The 18698-nt window shown below is 70.9% G+C and carries 18 protein-coding genes; 9 read left to right on the plus strand and 9 right to left on the minus strand.

Features of this window, described 5'->3' with window-relative positions; genetic code table 11:
- Window positions 1-131 precede the first annotated feature (131 nt).
- The 6 genes from H9651_RS08140 (at window position 132) to H9651_RS08165 (ending at window position 6741) form a co-directional block, all read left to right on the plus strand.
- Window positions 132-908: an electron transfer flavoprotein subunit beta/FixA family protein gene (locus tag H9651_RS08140; RefSeq protein WP_191718791.1), complete on the plus strand. Its 777-nt coding sequence runs from the start codon at window positions 132-134 to the stop codon at window positions 906-908.
- A gap of 13 nt (window positions 909-921) precedes the next feature.
- Complete coding sequence (locus tag H9651_RS08145) at window positions 922-1911, plus strand: electron transfer flavoprotein subunit alpha/FixB family protein (RefSeq protein ID WP_191718792.1); 990 nt, start codon at window positions 922-924, stop codon at window positions 1909-1911.
- Between the two features lie 6 nt (window positions 1912-1917).
- Window positions 1918-3678, plus strand: a complete 1761-nt coding sequence (locus tag H9651_RS08150; protein ID WP_191718793.1) for a cytochrome b/b6 domain-containing protein — start codon at window positions 1918-1920, stop codon at window positions 3676-3678.
- Window positions 3675-4493, plus strand: a complete 819-nt coding sequence (locus H9651_RS08155) for an MBL fold metallo-hydrolase (protein WP_318244808.1) — start codon at window positions 3675-3677, stop codon at window positions 4491-4493. Before H9651_RS08150 ends, H9651_RS08155 begins: the two co-directional genes overlap by 4 nt.
- Before the next feature lie 273 nt (window positions 4494-4766).
- The gene (locus tag H9651_RS08160) at window positions 4767-5960 is read left to right on the plus strand and encodes an acyl-CoA dehydrogenase family protein (protein ID WP_225216515.1); all 1194 of its coding nucleotides are present in this window, start codon (window positions 4767-4769) and stop codon (window positions 5958-5960) included.
- Between the two features lie 4 nt (window positions 5961-5964).
- Window positions 5965-6741 carry an enoyl-CoA hydratase-related protein gene (locus H9651_RS08165; RefSeq protein ID WP_191718794.1) on the plus strand — a complete coding sequence of 259 codons (777 nt, stop codon included), beginning with the start codon at window positions 5965-5967 and terminating at the stop codon, window positions 6739-6741.
- A 110-nt stretch (window positions 6742-6851) separates the two neighbouring features.
- Here H9651_RS08165 and H9651_RS08170 read toward each other — a convergent pair whose 3' ends face one another.
- The 6 genes from H9651_RS08170 to H9651_RS08195 all read right to left on the minus strand — a co-directional run bounded on the left by H9651_RS08170 (window position 6852) and on the right by H9651_RS08195 (window position 10698).
- The gene (locus H9651_RS08170) at window positions 6852-7613 is read right to left on the minus strand and encodes an ABC transporter permease (RefSeq protein WP_191718795.1); all 762 of its coding nucleotides are present in this window, start codon (window positions 7611-7613) and stop codon (window positions 6852-6854) included.
- The gene (locus tag H9651_RS08175) at window positions 7610-8428 is read right to left on the minus strand and encodes an ABC transporter ATP-binding protein (RefSeq protein WP_191718796.1); all 819 of its coding nucleotides are present in this window, start codon (window positions 8426-8428) and stop codon (window positions 7610-7612) included. Before H9651_RS08175 ends, H9651_RS08170 begins: the two co-directional genes overlap by 4 nt.
- Window positions 8425-8829, minus strand: a complete 405-nt coding sequence (locus H9651_RS08180; RefSeq protein WP_191718968.1) for a DUF1048 domain-containing protein — start codon at window positions 8827-8829, stop codon at window positions 8425-8427. Before H9651_RS08180 ends, H9651_RS08175 begins: the two co-directional genes overlap by 4 nt.
- A 2-nt stretch (window positions 8830-8831) precedes the next feature.
- A complete protein-coding gene (locus H9651_RS08185) occupies window positions 8832-9161 on the minus strand; it encodes a PadR family transcriptional regulator (protein WP_191718797.1) in 330 nt (109 codons plus the stop codon).
- A 269-nt stretch (window positions 9162-9430) separates the two neighbouring features.
- Complete coding sequence (cofE, locus tag H9651_RS08190; protein WP_318244809.1) at window positions 9431-10186, minus strand: coenzyme F420-0:L-glutamate ligase; 756 nt, start codon at window positions 10184-10186, stop codon at window positions 9431-9433.
- Between the two features lie 5 nt (window positions 10187-10191).
- Window positions 10192-10698 (minus strand): GNAT family N-acetyltransferase, encoded by a 507-nt coding sequence (locus tag H9651_RS08195; RefSeq protein WP_191718798.1) that lies wholly within the window; start codon window positions 10696-10698, stop codon window positions 10192-10194.
- 153 nt (window positions 10699-10851) lie between these two features.
- Here H9651_RS08195 and H9651_RS08200 point away from each other — a divergent pair, with 153 nt between their 5' ends.
- Window positions 10852-11415 (plus strand): acyl-CoA thioesterase, encoded by a 564-nt coding sequence (locus H9651_RS08200; RefSeq protein WP_191718799.1) that lies wholly within the window; start codon window positions 10852-10854, stop codon window positions 11413-11415.
- Here H9651_RS08200 and H9651_RS08205 read toward each other — a convergent pair.
- The 3 genes from H9651_RS08205 to H9651_RS08215 all read right to left on the minus strand — a co-directional run bounded on the left by H9651_RS08205 (window position 11345) and on the right by H9651_RS08215 (window position 13753).
- On the minus strand, window positions 11345-12499 hold the full coding sequence (locus H9651_RS08205) for a hypothetical protein (RefSeq protein WP_191718800.1): 1155 nt from the start codon (window positions 12497-12499) through the stop codon (window positions 11345-11347). The genes H9651_RS08200 and H9651_RS08205 overlap by 71 nt on opposite strands.
- Window positions 12499-13104 (minus strand): signal peptidase I, encoded by a 606-nt coding sequence (locus H9651_RS08210; protein WP_191718801.1) that lies wholly within the window; start codon window positions 13102-13104, stop codon window positions 12499-12501. Before H9651_RS08210 ends, H9651_RS08205 begins: the two co-directional genes overlap by 1 nt.
- A gap of 127 nt (window positions 13105-13231) precedes the next feature.
- Complete coding sequence (locus tag H9651_RS08215; protein ID WP_191718802.1) at window positions 13232-13753, minus strand: hypothetical protein; 522 nt, start codon at window positions 13751-13753, stop codon at window positions 13232-13234.
- A 175-nt stretch (window positions 13754-13928) separates the two neighbouring features.
- On the opposite strand from H9651_RS08215, the gene H9651_RS08220 reads away from it, so the two are divergent.
- Both H9651_RS08220 and ddaH read left to right on the plus strand, forming a co-directional pair.
- On the plus strand, window positions 13929-17666 hold the full coding sequence (locus H9651_RS08220) for a bifunctional proline dehydrogenase/L-glutamate gamma-semialdehyde dehydrogenase (RefSeq protein ID WP_191718803.1): 3738 nt from the start codon (window positions 13929-13931) through the stop codon (window positions 17664-17666).
- A gap of 144 nt (window positions 17667-17810) precedes the next feature.
- Window positions 17811-18698: a dimethylargininase gene (ddaH, locus tag H9651_RS08225; RefSeq protein WP_191718804.1), complete on the plus strand. Its 888-nt coding sequence runs from the start codon at window positions 17811-17813 to the stop codon at window positions 18696-18698.

Consider the following 18698-nt stretch of genomic DNA (forward strand, 5'->3'; position numbering starts at 1 on the left):
GGGGGGGGGGGGGGGCCCCGGGGGCCCCCCCCCCCACCTCCTTCCACCGTCATGGCATATGCCGAGCCTCCAGGGATTGGGTGCGCAGTCCGCGCAGTGAATAGACTTCAGATCACGCGTGAGGAGAGTCGATGAAGATTGTCGTGCTGGTCAAGGAGGTCCCCGACACCTACGGCGACCGCAAGCTGAACCTCGAGACGGGGCTCGCCGACCGGGATGCCGGTGAACGCGTGCTCGACGAGATCGGGGAGCGGTCGTTGGAGGTGGCGCTGAGCTACGCCGACGCGAATGCGGGAACCGAGGTCGTCGTGCTGTCGATGGCGCCGGAGGCGTCGGCGGCGACGATCCGCAAGGGCCTCGCGATGGGTGCAGCCTCCGCCGTGCAGGTCGTCGACGATGCTCTCGTCGGTGCCGACTTGGGCCTCACGGCCGAAGTGCTGGCCGCCGCGGTCAAGCGCACCGGGTTCGACCTGGTGATCACCGGCAACCAGTCCACCGACGGGTCCGGCGGTGTCATCGGCGCGATGATCGCCGAGCACGTCGGCGTGCCGCACGCGACCGCGCTGTCGGCCGTGGAGATCGGCGAGACGCAGGTCTCGGGAACCCGCGCGACCGATGCCGGCAACGCCCGCGTGACCGCGCCCCTGCCGGCGGTGATCTCGATCACCGAGGCACTGCCCGACGCACGGTTCCCGAACTTCAAGGGCATCATGGCGGCGAAGAAGAAGCCGTTCGAGACGCTGTCGCTCAGCGACCTCGGGGTGGATGCCGGTGTGGAGACCACCGCTCGGTCGATCATGACCGCCGTGAGCGAGAAACCGCCGCGTTCGGCGGGAGTGAAGATCGTCGACGAGGGAGACGCGGGCGAGAAGCTCGCGGCCTACCTCATCGAGAACCGGCTGGCGTGAGGGAATCGGCGACATGACTGACTTTGCAGCAGATTCGATCCTCGTCCACCTGGACGTGCTCCCCAGCGGTGAGCTCGCCAAGTCGGCCGCGGGCCTCGTCGGCGCAGCCGCGTCGATCGGCACGCCGGTCGCGCTCATCGTCGCGCCGGCCGAGAAGCACGAAGCGCTGGCATCCGCCGCCGCGGCGCTGGGGGCACCCACGGTGCTGGTAGCAGATCTCGGCGCAGGTGACACGGCGCTGACGGTGCCGTTCGTCGACGCGCTCGTCGCGGCATGCGACCTGGTGCAGCCCGACGCGGTGCTGGTGTCCAACTCCATCGAGGGTCGCGACATCGCCGGGCGCTTCGCGGCCCGCACCAAGCGGGCGCTCTCGGTGGATGCCGTGGGCGTCGCCCGCGACGACGAAGGCGTGATCGCGCAGCACTCCGTGTATGGCGGCGCGTACAACGTCAGCTCGGCCCCGACCTTCGGCGCGTACGTCGTCACGGTGCGTCAGGGCGCGATCGACGCGCGCGCCGAGGCCGTCGCAAGCCCTGTCGTGACGCGGCTGGACGTGACGCCGTCGGGTGCCCCCGCGGCGACCATCGACTCGTTCGAAGAGGCGGTCGTGGCATCGTCGCGCCCCGAACTGCGCGGCGCAGGCAAGGTCGTCGCGGGTGGTCGGGGACTGGCCTCGGCGGAAAAGTTCGCGCTCGTCGAGCAGCTCGCCGACACGCTCGGCGCGGCGATCGGCGCCTCGCGCGCCGCCGTCGATGCCGGTTACGTGCCGTACTCGTACCAGGTCGGGCAGACCGGCGTCTCGGTGTCGCCGCAGTTGTATGTCGCTCTGGGTATCTCGGGCGCGATCCAGCACAAGGCGGGCATGCAGACGGCCAAGACCATCGTCGCGATCAACAAGGACGGCGATGCGCCGATCTTCGAGATCGCCGACTTCGGCGTGGTCGGCGACCTGTTCACCGTCGTGCCGCAGCTGATCGCGGCCCTCGAAGCGAAGAAGGCGTAGCGACCGATGGCGACTTACGGGCGTACGGTGCGTCGCGGTCTGCCGCGGGTGACCGGCGGCGATCCGTGGCCTCCCGCGGGCGCCGCGCCCGCGGACGCCGTGCCCGCGGCCGCCGCTGAGCCCGCCGTGCCCGCGGAGGGAGCTGCTCCGGTGTCGCAAATGGCGGGTGCCGAGGCGCCAGGCCGTGCGGACGTGACACTCGAGCAGCCCGGGGAAGCGCGCGCGCTGCGCCGGGGCCTCCCGCGGGTGCCCGGCGGCGAGCCGTGGCCGCCCGCCGGTACCGCGGCCGCGGCCGCACCCGCGCCCGCGCCCGCGGCCAGCGCTGCTCCGGTGTCAGATGTGGCGGGTGGCGCCGACGCAGACCGTGCGGAAGCGACACTCGAGCAGCCCGCGGCGCGGGCGGCGTCGGCGGGTGACGGGGAGGGGGTCGCGCTCAGGCGCGGACTGCCCCGCACCGTGGGTGGCGATCCGTGGCCGCCGGAAGGCGTGGCCCATCCGGCCGCCGCGGCGACAGCGGATGCCGCGACGACCACGCCCGCGACGACCACGGATTCCGCCGCAAGCGCGCCCCCGGCCTCCGGCACGGCTGCCGCGCCCGATCCGGCCGCGACGTCCTCCGCGTCGCCCGCGACGACAGCCCCCGCGACGACGACGGATGCCGCGACGACAGCCCCCGCGACGACAACCACCACGGCGACAGCCACCACCGCGGCCGCAACGACCACCACGACGGAAGCCACCCCCGCCCGCACCCCGCGCCCGCCGCTCACGGTGCCGCGTACGGTGTGGCCGGGAGCCGCGGCATCCCGTCGCCCGGCGCCGAAACCGGAGCCCACCCGCATCGGACCCTTCACACGCGGCCAGTGGGCCGGCGTCGTGGTCGTCGGCGGCGGTGGCCTGCTCGTGGCGGCCGCGCTCGCAGTGTTCTTCGTGCGGTGGTTCCTCAGCCTGGACTTCATGCAGGACTTCCTCGTCACCTATCCGGGCGAGTACCACCTGCCCGAGGGCGCGCCGGTCGGCTTCCCCGCCTGGCTCGGGTGGCAGCACTTCTTCAACGCGTTCTTCATGGTACTGATCATCCGCACCGGTCTGCAGGTGCGCACCGAGAAGCGTCCCGCCGTGTTCTGGACGCCACGCGGCGACAAGAAGGGCAAGACGAGCCTCACGATCTGGCTGCACCAGTCCCTCGACATCCTGTGGATGGTCAACGGCCTGCTGTTCCTGGTGCTGCTGTTCGTGAGCGGTCAGTGGATGCGCATCGTGCCCACCAGCTGGGAGGTCTTCCCCAACGCACTGTCGGCCGCCCTGCAGTACGTGTCGCTGGACTGGCCGACCGAGAACGGCTGGGTCAACTACAACGCCCTGCAGCAGCTGGCGTACTTCTCGACCGTGTTCATCGCCGCCCCGCTGGCGATCATCACCGGATACCGCATGAGCGGCCTGTGGCCCAAGAAGAACGCCCGCCTGAACGCGGCGTACCCCCTCGAGTGGGCGCGCAAGGTGCACTTCCCGGTGATGCTCTTCTTCGTGGCGTTCATCATCGTGCACGTCGCGCTCGTGTTCGCCACCGGGGCGCTGCGCAACCTGAACCACATGTACGCCGCGCAAGGCTCGGTCGACGGCGTCGCGTACGCCGACAACTGGACCGGCTTCTGGATCTTCATCGCGTCGATCGTCGTCATCGCCGGCGGGTGGATCGCCGCCCGTCCGCTCGTGGTCGCTCCGATCGCACGCCTGTTCGGCACGGTCAGCGGCCGGTTGTCGTGACGGATGCCGCGGCGCGCTGGACCCGCCTGGTCACGCGCGTCCTGGCACCCAACGCCGGGCCGATGACGCTCGACGGCACCAACTCCCTCGTGATCGGCGCGCCGGGCGCGGGCGGGGTCGTCGTCGTGGACCCGGGCCCTGCGGATGCCGCGCACCTGCGGGCGCTGCAGCAGTTCGGCCCCGTGGAGCTGATCCTGCTCACCCACCACCACCACGACCACACCGAGGCTGCCCCGCGTTTCGCTGCACTCACCGGCGCGCCCGTGCGTGCGTACGACGCGGCACTGTGCCTCGACGCGCCACCGTTGGTCGATGGGGAACGCATCGAGGCGGCGGGCACCGTCGTCGAGGTCGTCGCGACCCCCGGGCACACCGCCGACTCGGTGTCGCTGCACCTGGTGACGGATGCCGCGGCCGATCCCGCGGCATCCGCCACCGGCAGCATGCTCACCGGCGACACGATCCTCGGGCGTGGCACGACCATCATCGCGGCCCCCGACGGTTCGCTCGCCGATTACCTCGCCTCCCTCGACCGACTGCGAGGCTACGGGGCGATCCCGGTGCTACCTGCGCACGGCCCGATGCTGCCCGACCTCGCCGCGGTCAGCTGCAGTTACGCCGCGCACCGTCGCACGCGCCTCGATGAGGTGCGCGCGGCGCTCACGACGCTCGGCGCATCGGCCTCGACCGATGCCGATCTCGTCGCCGCCGTCACCGACGCGGTCTACGGCAGTGTCGATCCCGCGGTGCGCTTCGCCGCCGAGGCATCCGTGCGCGCGCAGCTGGTGTACCTGCGCGACGACACCGCCGCCTGACCCGCGCCGTCCCGGCTGACCCGCGCCGTCCCGCCGCGTCCGAAATGCGGGGATCTGCCGAAACGCGGACCGATGCCGCCCAGGCGTCCGCATCCGGGCAGATCTCCGCATCTCGGCACGGGGGCGAGCGGATGCCGCTGCGCGCTCCCCGCTGCGCCACCGGCACCGGCGCCCGCGCCAGCCGCCCCCCCATCCGCTCCCGAAGCGCCCGGACTACACTGTTCGCACCGCTCACACCACCTCGGCCACAAGCCTGAACAGGATGGAACGACGATGACGTCGATGCTGACCGATCCGCCCGCACTCGAAGACGATGAAAGGGCAGCGATCCTCGCCGCTGTGCGGGAATTCACCGCCGCCGAGCTCGCGCCCCATGCCCTCGAACGCGACGCCCACGAGATCTTCCCCCGCGAAACTCTGCAGCGGGCGGGGGAGCTGGGGCTCGGGGGCATCTGCGTGCGCGACGACGTCGGCGGTGCGGGGCTCGCGCGCACCGACGCGGCCGCCATCTACGAGGCGCTCGCCGAAGGCGACACCGCGGTCGCCGCCTACATCTCGATCCACAACATGGTCGCCGGCATCATCGACGTCTACGGCACCGAGGCCCAGCGCGCCGCATGGCTGCCCCGCCTCCTGTCGCTCGAGGAGGTCGGCGCGTACTGCCTCACCGAGCCCGGCGTGGGGTCGGATGCCGCAGCCCTCGCCACCACGGCCGTCGCCGATGCCGACGGGTACGTCCTGTCGGGCGTGAAGCAGTTCATCTCGGGCGCGGGCGAAGCCGCGGTGTACGTGGTCATGGCCCGCACCGGCGACCCGGCCGACCCCGCCACCGCCGGCCCCCGCGGCATCTCGGCCTTCCTCGTGCCCGCCGACGCCCCCGGGCTCTCGTTCGGCGCCCTGGAACACAAGATGGGCTGGCGCGCACAGCCCACCCGGCAGGTGGTGCTCGACGGCGTGCGGGTGCCGGCATCCGCCCTCATCGGGGAGCTCGGCGAAGGCTTCCGCATCGCGATGGCCGCGCTCGACGGCGGTCGCCTCGGCATCGCCGCGTGCTCGCTCGGCGGTGCGCAGTGGGCGCTGGATCGGGCCGTGCGCTATGTGCAGGAGCGTCACGCCTTCGGCGAGGCGCTCGCCGAGAAGCAGTCCATCGTGTTCACCCTCGCCGACATGGCCACCGAGCTGCAGGCCGCCCGCGGTCTTGTCGAGCGGGCGGCCCACGCCCTCGACGCCCGGGCCGACGACGCCGCCGTGCAGTGCGCGATGGCCAAGCGCTACGCCACCGATGCGGGGTTCCGCGTGGCCAACGACGCCCTGCAGCTGCACGGCGGCTACGGCTACCTGAGCGAGTACGGGCTCGAGAAGGTGGTGCGCGACCTGCGCGTGCACCAGATCCTCGAGGGGACGAACGAGATCATGCGCGTCATCGTGGGCCGCGACGTGCTGCGTCGTGGGCGCGTGGCACGATGAACGCATGACCGCATACGAGACACTCATCGTCGAGACCCGTGGCCGTGTCGGCTGGATCACCCTGCACCGACCCGACGCGCTCAACGCATTGAACTCCCGGCTCACAGACGAACTCGGCGCGGCGGTGGCCGCGTTCGACACCGACGAGAACATCGGATGCATCGTGCTCACCGGATCGGAGCGTGCCTTCGCCGCCGGCGCCGACATCAAGGAGATGGCCGACAAGTCGTCGCACGAGATGACGATGCACAACCCCTTCGCTGGCCTCGAGACCGTCTCGCGGGCGCGCACGCCGATCATCGCCGCGGTGGCCGGCTTCGCCCTCGGCGGCGGGTGCGAGCTGGCGATGATGTGCGACGTCATCCTCGCCGCCGACACCGCCCGCTTCGGTCAGCCCGAGATCAACCTGGGCGTCATCCCCGGCCTCGGCGGCACACAGCGGCTGACGCGCGCGATCGGCGCGTACAAGGCCGCTGAGCTGGTGCTGACCGGGCGCATGATGGATGCCGCCGAGGCGGAGAAGGCAGGGCTCGTGTCGCGGGTGGTTGCGGTATCCGACCTGCTCGACGAGGCGGCGAAGACCGCCGAGACGATCGCGTCGAAGTCGCTGCCGGTGGTCTACGCCGCCAAGGATGCGCTGCGTGCGGCGCAGGAGACGAGCCTCGCCGAGGGGCTGCGGCTGGAGAACCGCATCTTCACGTCGCTGTTCGCGCTCGAGGATCAGAAGGAGGGCATGGCCGCGTTCCGCGAGAAGCGCTCGCCGCGGTTCGGCCACCACTGAGTCCGCGCGCGCCACCGTCGACGGCCGTCGCCCACCGCGAGCTGTTCGCGAGCGTCACCCTGCTGTCGGCACCGCGGCGGTCCCGTCCGGTGCCGTGCGGCATCCGGTCGTCAGGAGATCTTGCGCCGGTAGATGCTCATCGCCACCGTGAAGGCCACGACGAGCATGCCGAGGCACCACGCCAGCGCGGTCCAGATGTCGGTGCCGACCGGCTGCCCGGCGAAGAGGGCGCGGATGCTGTTCACGATCGACGTGACCGGCTGGTTCTCGGCGAACCAGCGCACGGGGCCCGGCATGGTCTCGGTCGGCACGAAGGCCGAGCTGATGAACGGCAGGAAGATCAGCGGGTACGAGAACGCACTTGCGCCGTCGACGGTCTTGGCCGCCAGCCCGGCGATCACCGCGATCCAGGTGAGCGCCAGGGTGAACAGCAGCAGCATGCCGGTCACCGCGAGCCACTCCAGCACGCCGGCGCCGGTGCGGAATCCCAGGATCAGAGCGACCCCGATGACGATCGCCAGCGACACCGCGTTGGCCACCATCGACGTCAGCACGTGCGCCCAGAGCACGCCGGAGCGGGCGATGGGCATGGACTGGAATCGTTCGAAGATGCCGCTCTGCATGTCGAGGAACAGTCGGTACGCCGTGTAGGCGATGCCAGAGGCGATCGTGATCAGCAGGATGCCGGGGAGCATGTAGTCGATGTAGGACTCATCGCCGATGTCGATCGCGCCGCCGAAGACGTACACGAACATCAGCATGAGGGCGATCGGGGTGACCGCGGTGGTCAGGATCGTGTCGGGGCTGCGCAGGATGTGCCGCAGCGACCGACCGGTCAGCGTGGTCGTGTCGCTGAGGACGTGGGCGGTCATGACGGTTCCTCACGGGTCGGCGCTGCGGCGGTGTCGTCGGCGCTGCGGCTGTCACCGGTGCCGCCGACGATCGCGAGGAAGACCTCTTCGAGGGTCGGCTGCTTCTCGACGTACTCGACCTGTGCCGGCGGCAGCAGCCGCTTCAGTTCGGCCAGTGTGCCGCCGGCGATGATGCGTCCCTGGTGCAGGATGGCGATGCGGTCGGCGAGGTGTTCGGCCTCCTCGAGGTGCTGCGTGGTCAACAGCACCGTGGTGCCGCCGTGCGCGAGTTCGCGCACCGCCTGCCACACCTCGAGCCGGGCTTCAGGGTCCAGACCCGTGGTCGGTTCGTCGAGGAAGATCACCGGTGGGTCGCCGATGAGACTCATCGAGATGTCGAGACGGCGACGCATGCCCCCGGAGTAGGTGCCGGCACGTCGCCCCCCGGCATCGGCGAGCGCGAACCGAGCCAGCAGCGCGTCCGCGATGGTGTCGGGGTGCTCCAGATGCCGCAGTTTCGCGACCAGCACGAGGTTCTCCCGACCAGTGAGCACCTCGTCGACGGCGGCGAACTGCCCGGTGACGCTGATCGCCTCCCGCACCCGTGCGGCTTGCCGGGCGACGTCGGCGCCGTTGACCGTCGCCGTCCCGGCATCCGCTCTGAGAAGTGTCGAGAGGATGCGCACGACGGTGGTCTTTCCGGCGCCGTTGGAGCCGAGGAGGGCGAAGATGCTCCCCCGCGCCACATCGAAGTCGACGCCGCGCAGCACCTGCAGATCGCCGAACGACTTCGCCAGTCCCGCCACGCGGATGGCCGGAGCCGTCGCGGTGGTCATGCGCCCGTTCCCGACGCGGGGTCCGGGCCGGTCGCGGCATCCGTCACGGTCGCGGCGTCGTCGATCGCCTTGATCAGGCGTGCGCGCTCCTTGTTGATCCACTGCCCCGCGGTGTAGTTGCGCAGGAAGTCCTCGGCGAACTCCACCGGGTCATCGCCGACGATCTCGCGAATCGGCGTGCCGTCGGACGCGCTCTGCTCGAACATATCGGCGAGGTCGCCGAGCATCGCGAGCATGATGTCGCCCTGCGAGAGCGTGCCGTAGTAGATCAGGTAGCGCTCCAGCGCGGTGGCGGCTTCGCGGTATCCGTCGGGGAGACTGTCGCGGCGCGCCCTGTACTGCTTGTACTGCTTCTTCTCTTCGAACGGTCCGGTGACCTTTTCAATCCATCCTGCGACCATGCTCACTTACCCCCTCGGTGGAGCTGTTCCAGCCGTTCTGCCAGGAAGCTCCACGTCCTCCAGAACTCCTCGAGCTGTTCGTGTCCCTGCGCGTTGAGCGAGTACACCTTGCGGGGCGGCCCCTTCTCGGACGCAACCTTCTCCACGTCGACGAGGCCGCGCTGTTCGATGCGCACCAGCAGGGCGTACACCGTGCCTTCGGCGATGTCGGCGAACCCCTGCTCGCGCAGCCGGGTGGTGATCTCGTACCCGTATGCCGGACGCAGCGCGAGGATCGCCAGAACAACTCCCTCGAGCGTGCCCTTGAGCATCTCGGTCAGCTGCTTGCCCATCGTCACCTCTACTACCCAGTGTCACTGACTACCGGTACTCAGTATCACTCGGTAGCGGAGGATGCGCAAGGGCGGCGTTGATGCCGCCGTCGCCCGCCCCGGGTTCGGGGCGCGTATCGGGTGGGTGAACTGCCTCCAAGCCCGGGTTCGGGGCGCGTATCGGGCACCGAACGGCATCCAGCCCGGGTTCGGGGCGCGTATCGGGTGGTGAACTGCCTCCAGCCCTGGTTCGGGGCGCGTATCGGGTGTGCGGTGGGGGATGCCGCGCGTCAGCGCGCGTCGAGTCCGGCGGCGTAGCCGCGGGCGTAGGCCTCATCGGCGCCCAGGTGGAAGAAATCCCGCTCCGCGGGGCGCACGATCGAGCGGGCTCCCGGAAGATCGAGCGAGCCGACGAGGTCGGCGCGGCCGCGCACGACGGCGACGGGACGCCGTGAGGCCTTGCCCTTGACGAGGTCGCCGGTGGCGGCCAACTCATCCGCGACGCACGGCATGGTCACCACGAGGGGGCGACCCTCGGCATCGGTCTGGCCGCGCAGGTCCGCCATCACGACGACGCCGCCGGCGCCGATCGCGTGGTCGGTCTGACCTTCGCGCCAGGCGCGACCCAGGGTGTCCGAGACGATGACGCCCACCTGCACGCCGAGTAGCCCACGCAGACCTGCGGCGATCGCGCGGGCGGAGGCATCGGGATCGACCGGCAGCAGCAGCACCGTGCCGTGCGGGGTGTTGGAGGCATCCACCCCCGCCGCCGCCGAGACGATGCCCAGGCGGTTCTCGACGATGCGGGTCACATGACCGGATGCCGCGGTGCGCGTGGCGACCACGCGCACGGTCTCGGCGGTGATCGCGTCTTCGCGGTCGTCGGCGCGGATCATGCGGCCTTCGGCCTTGGACACGATCTTCGACGTGACCACGAGGATGTCGCCGTCGGCGAGTGTGTCGCCCGCGGCACGCGCGATCAGTGCGACGAGGTCATCGCCGGCCGCGATCTCGGGGATGCCGTCGAGCGCCCAGGCCTGCAGCACGACGTTCAGCGGACGAAGCGGACTTCGGTCAGCGTTTCGCCGAGGAAGGGCTCGGTGTGCGCAGCGCCGTCGAGCGTGAACCCGTTGCGCTGGTAGAACCGGTGCGCGCGGGGGTTGGCTTCGGCGACCCAGAGGTACGCCTCTTCGTCGGGGTGGATGGCGGCATCGAAGAGCCGCTGACCGACGCCGGTGCCCTGGTAGCGGGCGAGCAGGTAGATGAAGTACAGCTCGCGGGCGCGCGGGGCGTCGCGGTCGCGGGCCGGGCCCGAACCGACGAAGCCGACGATCTCCCCGTCGTCGAGGGCGGCGTGCATGCGGAAATCTGGGCCCTGCTGGGCCCAGTGCGTCCACAGTTCCGCCAGGCGCCGGGGCGAGACCTTCTCGAGGGCAGCCTTGCTGATGAGGTGGTCGTAGGTTTCGTGCCAGCATGCGGCGTGCACGCGGCCGAGGGCCTCGGCGTCCACATCCCGCACCGGACGGACGACGATGTCGGTCTGGGTCTCGCGTTCCATGCCGTGACTCTACGCGCGGCGCGCGTGGCGGCGAAATCGGTACCGACGGGGTTGCGCGGCGCCGGCGGGTGGTGCCCGCGGTGCGGGGGCCGGTTGTGCGGATCCTCAACGCGATTGCCCGAACGGTGGTCGATCCCGCTAGCATCACGCCTCGTGAACGTGTGGTGGCGGACTCTTCTGACGATCCTGCGGGCAAAGGTGCTGCTGCGGCGCAGCGGGCCGCTCGCACCGACCGCGGTCGGGCGCGTGCGGCTGCGCACCCTGCCCACCGACATCGACCTGCTCGGCCACATGAACAACGGACGCTACGCGTCGCTGTTCGACCTCGGGCGGTTCGACCTGCTCATCCGCACCGGCATGTGGGACCTCGTCAACGAGCAGGGCTGGTACGCGGTCGTCGCCAGCGAGACGATCTCGTTCCGCAAATCGCTCGAGCTGTGGCAGCGCTTCACCGTGGAATCACGTCTGCACGGACACGACGACAAAGCCGTCTACATGGTGCACCGCGCAGTCGTCGACGGCGAGATCTACGCCGAGATGCTGGTGCGAGCACGATTCCTCAAGCGCGGCGGGGGCCTCGTGCCGATGGAGGAGTTGTTCTCAGCCCTGCACCGCCCGGATGATCTCCCGTCGCTCGAGCCCTGGATCACCGAGTGGGCGGCGGCGTCTGCGCTGCCGTCGACACGCGCGGCCGCGCCGAGCATCTGGAGAGGGTGACCGACGCCGCGGCATCCGGTCCTGCGCCGTCCAATGCATCGGCGGCGGCCCCTTCGGTCGCGTCGTCAGGATCGGCGCTCTCCGGCTCCGCCGGGTCGGAGGGCTCGGTGCTGCTGCCGGCTGCCTCGGACGCCGGCGCGTCGTCCGACGTCTCGTCGCCCGCGGGCAGCGTGTCTCCCGCCGGCGGCACGGACTCGTCGGCCGACGGTCCCGTCTCGTCCTCCGGCGTCGAGGAATACTGCGTATGCCCGATGAGACGCGCGGTGATCGACACGCTGTGGGTGCCGTGCAGGAGCGTCGTCTGTCCGGAGGTGAGGGTATAGAGGTCCGGATTGGTCACATCCTGAACCACGGTGAACCCGTATCCGCCGGCGGGGTTGGGCTCCCACTGCAGTGAGTTCGGTATGCCGCCGGCCGCGATCATCGCCGCCCGAGCCTCCGAGAGGTCCAGGGTCACCTGCCAGCCGTACGCGAACGGATACTCCGCCCGATCCACGAGGCCGGTCACCGTCAGCGTCAGGGCTGCCTCAGTCGCAGTCCACTCGCCCGCCGCGGTGACGGTCGTCGTGTACCAGGACGGGTCGGCCGGCGGCGGTACTTGGTTGGTCCAGGTGCACACCGTGATCGTGACGATCTCGCCCGGGGCAAGTGCTGTGTCGCCGCGCGCGATCACGACGGTGTCGTCGTCCGGTGAGGCGCTGAAACTCACGCCGCCGGTCGTCGTCCAGAAGTTGGTGGGGCCGAGGCCCCAGAACGGCGCGGTGGTGGTTGAGATCTGGATGCTCCAGGGGGCGGGCTCGGATGATGTCGTGGTGACCGTGAGGTCGACGCAGATCTGCCCCGAGCCGCACTCTGGCAGGTCCCATTCCGGGTCGGACACGATGAGGGTGTTCTCACCCGGCGTGAACGGGCCCTCGGCTGCGGGCGGGGGAGTCGCCGCCCAATCGCCGGCGGTCACTTCGGCCGTGGCGTGCACCTCGTCGCGCCAGGTGGCCGAGGTGTGGTGAACGAGGTTCGCGCTCAGCAGGCCCAGCGAGAGCAGCGGGGCGATGACCAGCACCCATACGGAACGCAGACGCCGCATCATCGGAGGGTGGGGTTGCTCGCGACCGGTTCGGGAGGGAGCGGGGAGTGGGTCGGATCGGCCGCGTCTTGCGACGTGGCACGCGCGTGGGTCGCGCTGCGCACCGGGAACAGCGCGAGCGCGGCGAAAAGCAACAGCCCTCCGAGTATCGGGAGCGTGGCCTGGGGCTGTCGCAGCGCCGTGACGTAGCGGCCGGCGCCGGGGATCACGAGCGCCGGCTGCAAGACCGAGGCGTCGGCGTCGACAGCATAGGTCTCGGGGTCCACAGTGTCATTGGCGTCGCCCTTCATCTCGAACGTGTAGCCGTCGTCGGTGGCGGTCACCGCGGTGACACGGTGGGTGACGAGGGTCTCTTCCAGCGCACTTGGCAGGGTCGCCACCTCGCCGACGGCGACCTCGGACGCGGGCGTGGGCACGGCGAGGATGAGGTCCCCGGTCTTGATCGCAGGCGTCATCGAGCCCGACGCCACCACGAGCGGCTGCACGGCACCGAACTCATGGGCGACCCAGAGCCCGGCGCAGGCGACGCCGACGATCGCGAGCGCGCCGACCGCGATGCGGCCCAGCAGATTCGTCGCACGCGCTGCGAGTGAGCGCGATCTCACGAAGACCTCCCTCCGAATCCGAATGTGACTCTCAAAGCACGTGCGTGCGCGCGGGCGGACGTGCGTTCGCGCACGCGCACGCACACGCACGATTGGGGACGGCAGTGCGCGGTCGCGCACTGCGGCATCAGCCCTGCGTACCGGTGACCTTCAGCGTGATGGTGCCCTCCGCGCCACGCAGCGTGTCGGGCATCTCGCCCGGGGTGACCGTCACGTCGATCTCGGTGTACGCGCCCGGCTCGAGGGTGGTCTGCCCGGGCTCGGCCGCCACCTCGACGGTGGAGTCCTCGGTGAACAGGTCGCCGGTGGTCGTCGTCGTCACGTCGATGGTGGTCGGAACGCTGGAGTCGTTCTTGACGTAGACCGTCGTCGTCACCGGTTCGCCGCCCGGAAGCAGCTCAGCGAACCCCGACGAGTCGATCGGGATTTCCAGAGCTTCTCCCTCGGTCGCATACTCGTCCCAGGGGCCGCTGCTGCTCAGGCTTCCCTGCAGGTTGAACGTGGCCGCCTGTGCGCCGGCGGAGAACCACACCTGGTCGGTCCACGCGGCCGTGGTGAGACCAGCGCCGATTCCCAGGAAAGCGAGCGTCGCCACGGCGAGACGCCTGCGGTCGCGGCGGCGGTCTTCAGTGTGAGAGTTGTTTGTCAACGGTGCTCCTTTCGGGTCGATCAGCACCTCTCCATGATAAATCCGTGGTCTGACCACGCGGAAACCTCCCAGCGGGGACAAACCTCGATTTCAGCGCCTTCACAGGCATGCCTGCGACACACGACGCGATGCCGCAAGCCGCCGTTCCGACCTGCGGCGCACCTAGGCTGGGCGCATGTCGCAGACCCACGAGGACGGGCAGCTTTCGGACACCCACCCCCTGGCCGAGCCGGCGATCGATCTCGCCCAGCGCTGGGTGCGCGAAGCCGCCGCTGCCACCGACGTCGACCCCGCCGCCGCGCGCCTTGCCGGAGTACTCAAGGACCCGCAGGGGCTCCCGTTCACGATCGGTTTCGTCGACGGTGTGATGCGCCCCGAGAGCCTGTCGGCAGCGGCATCCCAGTTGGGCCGAATCGCCCCGCTGGTTCCCCGGTTCCTGCCGTGGTACCTGCGCTCCGCCGTGCGCGTGGGCGGCGCCGTCGCCCCTGCCGTGCCCTCACCCGTCGTGCCGATCGCGCGCCGGGTGCTGCGCGAGATGGTGGGGCACCTGATCGCCGATGCCCGTCCCGACAAGCTCGGCAAGGCGATCGCACGCATCCGCGAGTCGGGTGCCCGGCTCAACCTCAACCTGCTCGGCGAGGCCGTGCTCGGCGATACCGAGGCGCTCCACCGCCGCGACGGCATCCACGACCTCATCCGCCGCGACGACGTCGACTACGTCTCGGTGAAGGTCTCGGCGATCACCCCGCGCATCTCGCTGTGGGCGTTCGATCAGACGGTCGATGCCGTGGTCGAGCGACTCTTGCCGCTGTATCTGTCTGCGGCATCCGACGGCACCTTCATCAACCTCGACATGGAGGAGTACCGCGACCTCGACCTCACCATCGCGGTGTTCACGCGCCTGCTCGAAGACCCGCGCCTGGCGGGCCTCGAGGCCGGCATCGTGCTGCAGGCCTACCTGCCCGACGCCCTGCCTGCGCTGCAGGAGCTGTCGGCGTGGGCGCGCGCCCGCGTCGCCGAGGGCGGCGCCCGCATCAAGATCCGCCTCGTGAAGGGGGCGAACCTCGCGATGGAGCGGGTGGATGCCACGATGCACGACTGGCCGCTCGCGACCTACGACACCAAGGTCGACACCGACGCGAACTACCTGCGGTGCCTCGACTGGGCACTGCGCCCCGAGCGCACCGCGGCGGTGCGCATCGGCGTCGCCGGCCACAACCTGTTCGACATCGCGTACGCGTGGCTGCTGGCGGGTGAGCGCGGCGTGCAGGACGACATCGACGTCGAGATGCTGCTCGGCATGGCGCAGGCGCAGGTGCAGGCCGTCGCGCGCGAGGTCGGCCCCGTGCTGCTGTACGTGCCGGTGGTGCGCCCTGACGAGTTCGACGTGGCCATCAGCTACCTCGTGCGCCGGCTGGAGGAGAACGCCTCGAGCGAGAACTTCCTCTCCGCCGCCTTCGATCTGGATGCCGATCCGGCGCTGTTCGAGCGTGAGAGGGAGCGGTTCGTCGCGTCGCTCGAGCGCGCCGCCGACCCGACGCTCGACGTCGGACCGCACCGGGTGCAGGACCGGGCGGCGCCCGCGCCGGGGCAGGCTCGCAGCATTCTGCGGGAGTCGCCGGCCGATGACGACGCGGGGGAGGCCGGGCTGACCCAGGCCGTGCTCGGCATCGCCCGCTCCGGCGGTTCGGATGACACGGTGCCGATGGGCCCGCCAGGTGGCGATGCCGTGCGCTTCGGCGGCGCGGAATTCGTCGAGACGGCCGTCTTCGCCCCCCGCGAGACCCGCCGCGCGCTCGGCGCCCCCGGCTTTCACAACGCCCCCGACACCGACCCGGCCGTGCCCGCGAATCGCGCGTGGGGCGATAATGTCTTCGCGCGTATCGAGGTGAGTGCAGCGGGCGATGCCACGATCGACGCCGCCCGCGTGAGCGACGCCGGTGATCTCGAACGCATCGTCGCGACCGTCACCGCAGCCGCCGGCGCCTGGGGTGCGCGCCCCGCCGCCGACCGCGCGGTCGTGCTCATGGCCGCCGGTCGGGCGCTCGAGGCCCGCAGGGCGGAATTGATCGAGGTCGCGGCCTCTGAGACGGCCAAGGTGCTCGCCGACGCCGACGTCGAGGTGAGCGAGGCCGTGGACTTCGCCCACTACTACGCCGCCACGGCGCGCGAACTCGACCGCGTGAGCGGTGCCGTGTTCGAGCCGTCGCGGCTGACCGTGGTCGCCCCGCCCTGGAACTTCCCCATCGCGATCCCGGCCGGTGGTGTGCTCGCCGCGCTCGCCGCGGGGTCGGGCGTCGTGCTCAAGCCGGCGCCGCAGGCACGCCGGTGCGCCGCCGTGATCGTCGAGGCGCTGTGGGAGGCCGGGGTGCCCCGCGACGTGCTCGCCCTCGTCGACCTCGACGAAGGCGAGCTGGGGGAGCGGCTCATCGCCCACCCGGCGGTCGACCGCGTGATCCTCACCGGCTCGTGGGACACCGCGGCGCTCTTCCGCTCGTGGCGGCCTTCGCTGCCGCTGCTGGCCGAGACGAGCGGCAAGAACGCGATGATCGTCACCCCCAGCGCCGACCTCGACCTCGCCGTCGCCGACCTCGTGCGCAGCGCCTTCGGGCATGCCGGCCAGAAATGCTCGGCCGCGTCGCTGGCGATCCTGGTCGGCCCGGTCGGACGCTCGCAGCGCTTCGCCCGGCAGCTGGTGGATGCCACGCGCTCGCTGCGGGTGGGCGTGCCCACCGATCCTCGGGCCGAGGTGGGTCCGCTGGTCGAAGCGCCCGCCGGCAAGCTCGACTGGGCACTGCACACGCTCGAAGACGGCGAGAAGTGGCTCGTCGAACCACGCCGCCTCGACGACGTCGATGCGCAGTACGCCGGGCGACTGTGGACCCCCGGCATCCGCGTGGGAGTGCAGGCCGGGTCGCGCACGCACCTGGAGGAGTTCTTCGGGCCGGTGCTCGGCATCATGCACGCGACCTCCCTCGCCGAGGCGATCGAGCTGCAGAACGCCGTCGCGTACGGGTTGACGGCGGGGCTGTGCACCCAGAACCCCGACGACCTCGCGCTGTGGCTCTCGCGTGTCGAGGCGGGCAACCTCTACGTCAACCGCGGCATCACCGGGGCGATCGTGCAGCGTCAGCCCTTCGGCGGCTGGAAGCGGTCGTCGGTGGGCGCGGGCGCGAAAGCGGGCGGTCCCAACTACCTCGTCGGGCTGGGTTCCTGGCGCGCCTCGACGGGCGGGGCGTCGTCGTCGACGCTGCACCTGCGCGGGCTCGACTCGCGCATCACGGCGATCATCGAAGCGGCCCAGCCGACCCTCGACTACGAGGGGTTCGACTGGCTGCGCCGCGGCGCCCTCTCGGACGCCATCGTGTGGGACCGCGAGTTCGGGGCGGTGCGAGACGTGTCGCAGCTGGGCGTGGAGCGCAACCTCTTCCGCTACCGCCCCGCCGAGCCGGTCGCGGTGCGGGCCAGCGCGGATGCCACCTGGCAGACCGTGCTGCGGGTGGTCGTCGCCGGCATCCGCGCGGGCGCGCCGTTCACCCTCAGCGCTCCGGTGGGCCTGCCCGCCGCGGTGCGCCGCGCGCTCGGCGACGCGGACGTGTCGGTGCACGTCGAATCCGACGAGCAGTGGCTGCAGCGCATCGTGGGCGCCGGCGACGACGCGGCATCCGCAGACCTCGGCATGACCGCCGAGCGTCCCTCCCGCGCCCGACTGGTCGGGCCCCGCGAGTCGGTGGCATCACTTCACCGTGCGCTGGCGGAGGCGACCGGCGGCGACCCCGACCTGGCGGTCTACGACAACGAGGTGACCACCGCCGGACGGCTCGAGCTGCTGCCGTTCCTGCGCGAGCAGTCGATCACCATCACCGCGCACCGCTTCGGCAACCCCGACCCGTGGAGCGAAGCGGTCATCTGAGCGCGCATCGGGACGCACGGGCATCCGTCATGTCACAATGGTCCCGGCGTGTCCGGATCGACCTTTCCCCGCGGCTGACGAACCATGGGTCGAAGGTCCACCGGGCCAGAGGACGGCGTCCGCCGCATTTCGCGAAGGAGCATGATGTCCACGCACCCCACCCTTGCCGAGTCCCGGCCGACGCCCGAGCCGGCGACCCCGCAGCGCATCGCTCAGCACCGGCGGTACCTCATGTGCCGGCCGGAGCATTTCACCGTCAGCTACCGCATCAACCCGTGGATGGAGCCCGACCGGCCCACCGACACCGCCAAGGCGGTGCAGCAGTGGCAGGACCTGTACGACACCTACGTGCGCCTCGGCCACGACGTCGAACTGATCGACCCGGTGGAGGGCCTGCCCGACATGGTCTACACCGCCAACGGCGGCTTCCTCATCGACGGCCGCGCGCTGGGCGTGCGCTTCCGCGTGCCCGAGCGGCGCGGTGAGGAGCGGCCGTTCATGCAGTGGTTCGCCGACCACGGGTTCGAGGTCATCGAACCCGTCGAAGTGCAGGAGGGCGAAGGCGACTTCCTGCTCGTGGGAGACACGATCCTCGCCGGCACCGGGTTCCGCTCGGTCGGCGACAGCCACCGCGAGGTGGCGGAGGTGTTCGGTCGCGAGGTCGTGAGCCTGCGCCTGGTCGACCCGCGTTTCTACCACCTCGACACCGCGATCGCCGTGCTCGACCCGGTCGAGGGCCCGGATGGTGTGGAACGCGCCAACATCGCCTACCTCCCCACCGCGTTCGACGAGGCCTCGCGAGCCGTGCTCACCGAGCGCTACCCCGAGGCGATCCTGGTCGATGATGCCGACGGCGCCGTCTTCGGGCTCAACACCGCCAGCGACGGCCGCAACGTCATCGTCTCGCCGCGCGCGGTGGGATTCATCGCGCAGCTGCGCGAGCGCGGCTACGTCCCCGTGACCGTCGATCTGTCCGAGCTGCTGCTCGGCGGCGGCGGCATCAAATGCTGCACCCTCGAACTGAGAGGCTGA

The organism is Microbacterium pullorum, assembly GCF_014836535.1.
In the GTDB taxonomy this organism is placed as follows: Bacteria; Actinomycetota; Actinomycetes; order Actinomycetales; family Microbacteriaceae; genus Microbacterium; species Microbacterium pullorum.

Excerpts from the sequence above, each read along its gene's own strand:
- H9651_RS08145 (WP_191718792.1), top strand. The coding sequence starts at position 922 with ATGACTGACTTTGCAGCAGATTCGATCCTCGTCCACCTGGACGTGCTC.
- H9651_RS08150 (WP_191718793.1), top strand. The coding sequence starts at position 1,918 with ATGGCGACTTACGGGCGTACGGTGCGTCGCGGTCTGCCGCGGGTGACC.
- H9651_RS08160 (WP_225216515.1), top strand. The coding sequence starts at position 4,767 with ATGACGTCGATGCTGACCGATCCGCCCGCACTCGAAGACGATGAAAGG.
- H9651_RS08180 (WP_191718968.1), bottom strand. The coding sequence starts at position 8,829 with ATGGTCGCAGGATGGATTGAAAAGGTCACCGGACCGTTCGAAGAGAAG.
- ddaH (WP_191718804.1), top strand. The coding sequence starts at position 17,811 with ATGTCCACGCACCCCACCCTTGCCGAGTCCCGGCCGACGCCCGAGCCG.
- H9651_RS08205 (WP_191718800.1), bottom strand. The coding sequence starts at position 12,499 with ATGCGGCGTCTGCGTTCCGTATGGGTGCTGGTCATCGCCCCGCTGCTC.
- H9651_RS08165 (WP_191718794.1), top strand. The coding sequence starts at position 5,965 with ATGACCGCATACGAGACACTCATCGTCGAGACCCGTGGCCGTGTCGGC.
- H9651_RS08170 (WP_191718795.1), bottom strand. The coding sequence starts at position 7,613 with ATGACCGCCCACGTCCTCAGCGACACGACCACGCTGACCGGTCGGTCG.
- H9651_RS08195 (WP_191718798.1), bottom strand. The coding sequence starts at position 10,698 with ATGGAACGCGAGACCCAGACCGACATCGTCGTCCGTCCGGTGCGGGAT.
- H9651_RS08185 (WP_191718797.1), bottom strand. The coding sequence starts at position 9,161 with ATGGGCAAGCAGCTGACCGAGATGCTCAAGGGCACGCTCGAGGGAGTT.
- H9651_RS08175 (WP_191718796.1), bottom strand. The coding sequence starts at position 8,428 with ATGACCACCGCGACGGCTCCGGCCATCCGCGTGGCGGGACTGGCGAAG.
- H9651_RS08140 (WP_191718791.1), top strand. The coding sequence starts at position 132 with ATGAAGATTGTCGTGCTGGTCAAGGAGGTCCCCGACACCTACGGCGAC.
- H9651_RS08220 (WP_191718803.1), top strand. The coding sequence starts at position 13,929 with ATGTCGCAGACCCACGAGGACGGGCAGCTTTCGGACACCCACCCCCTG.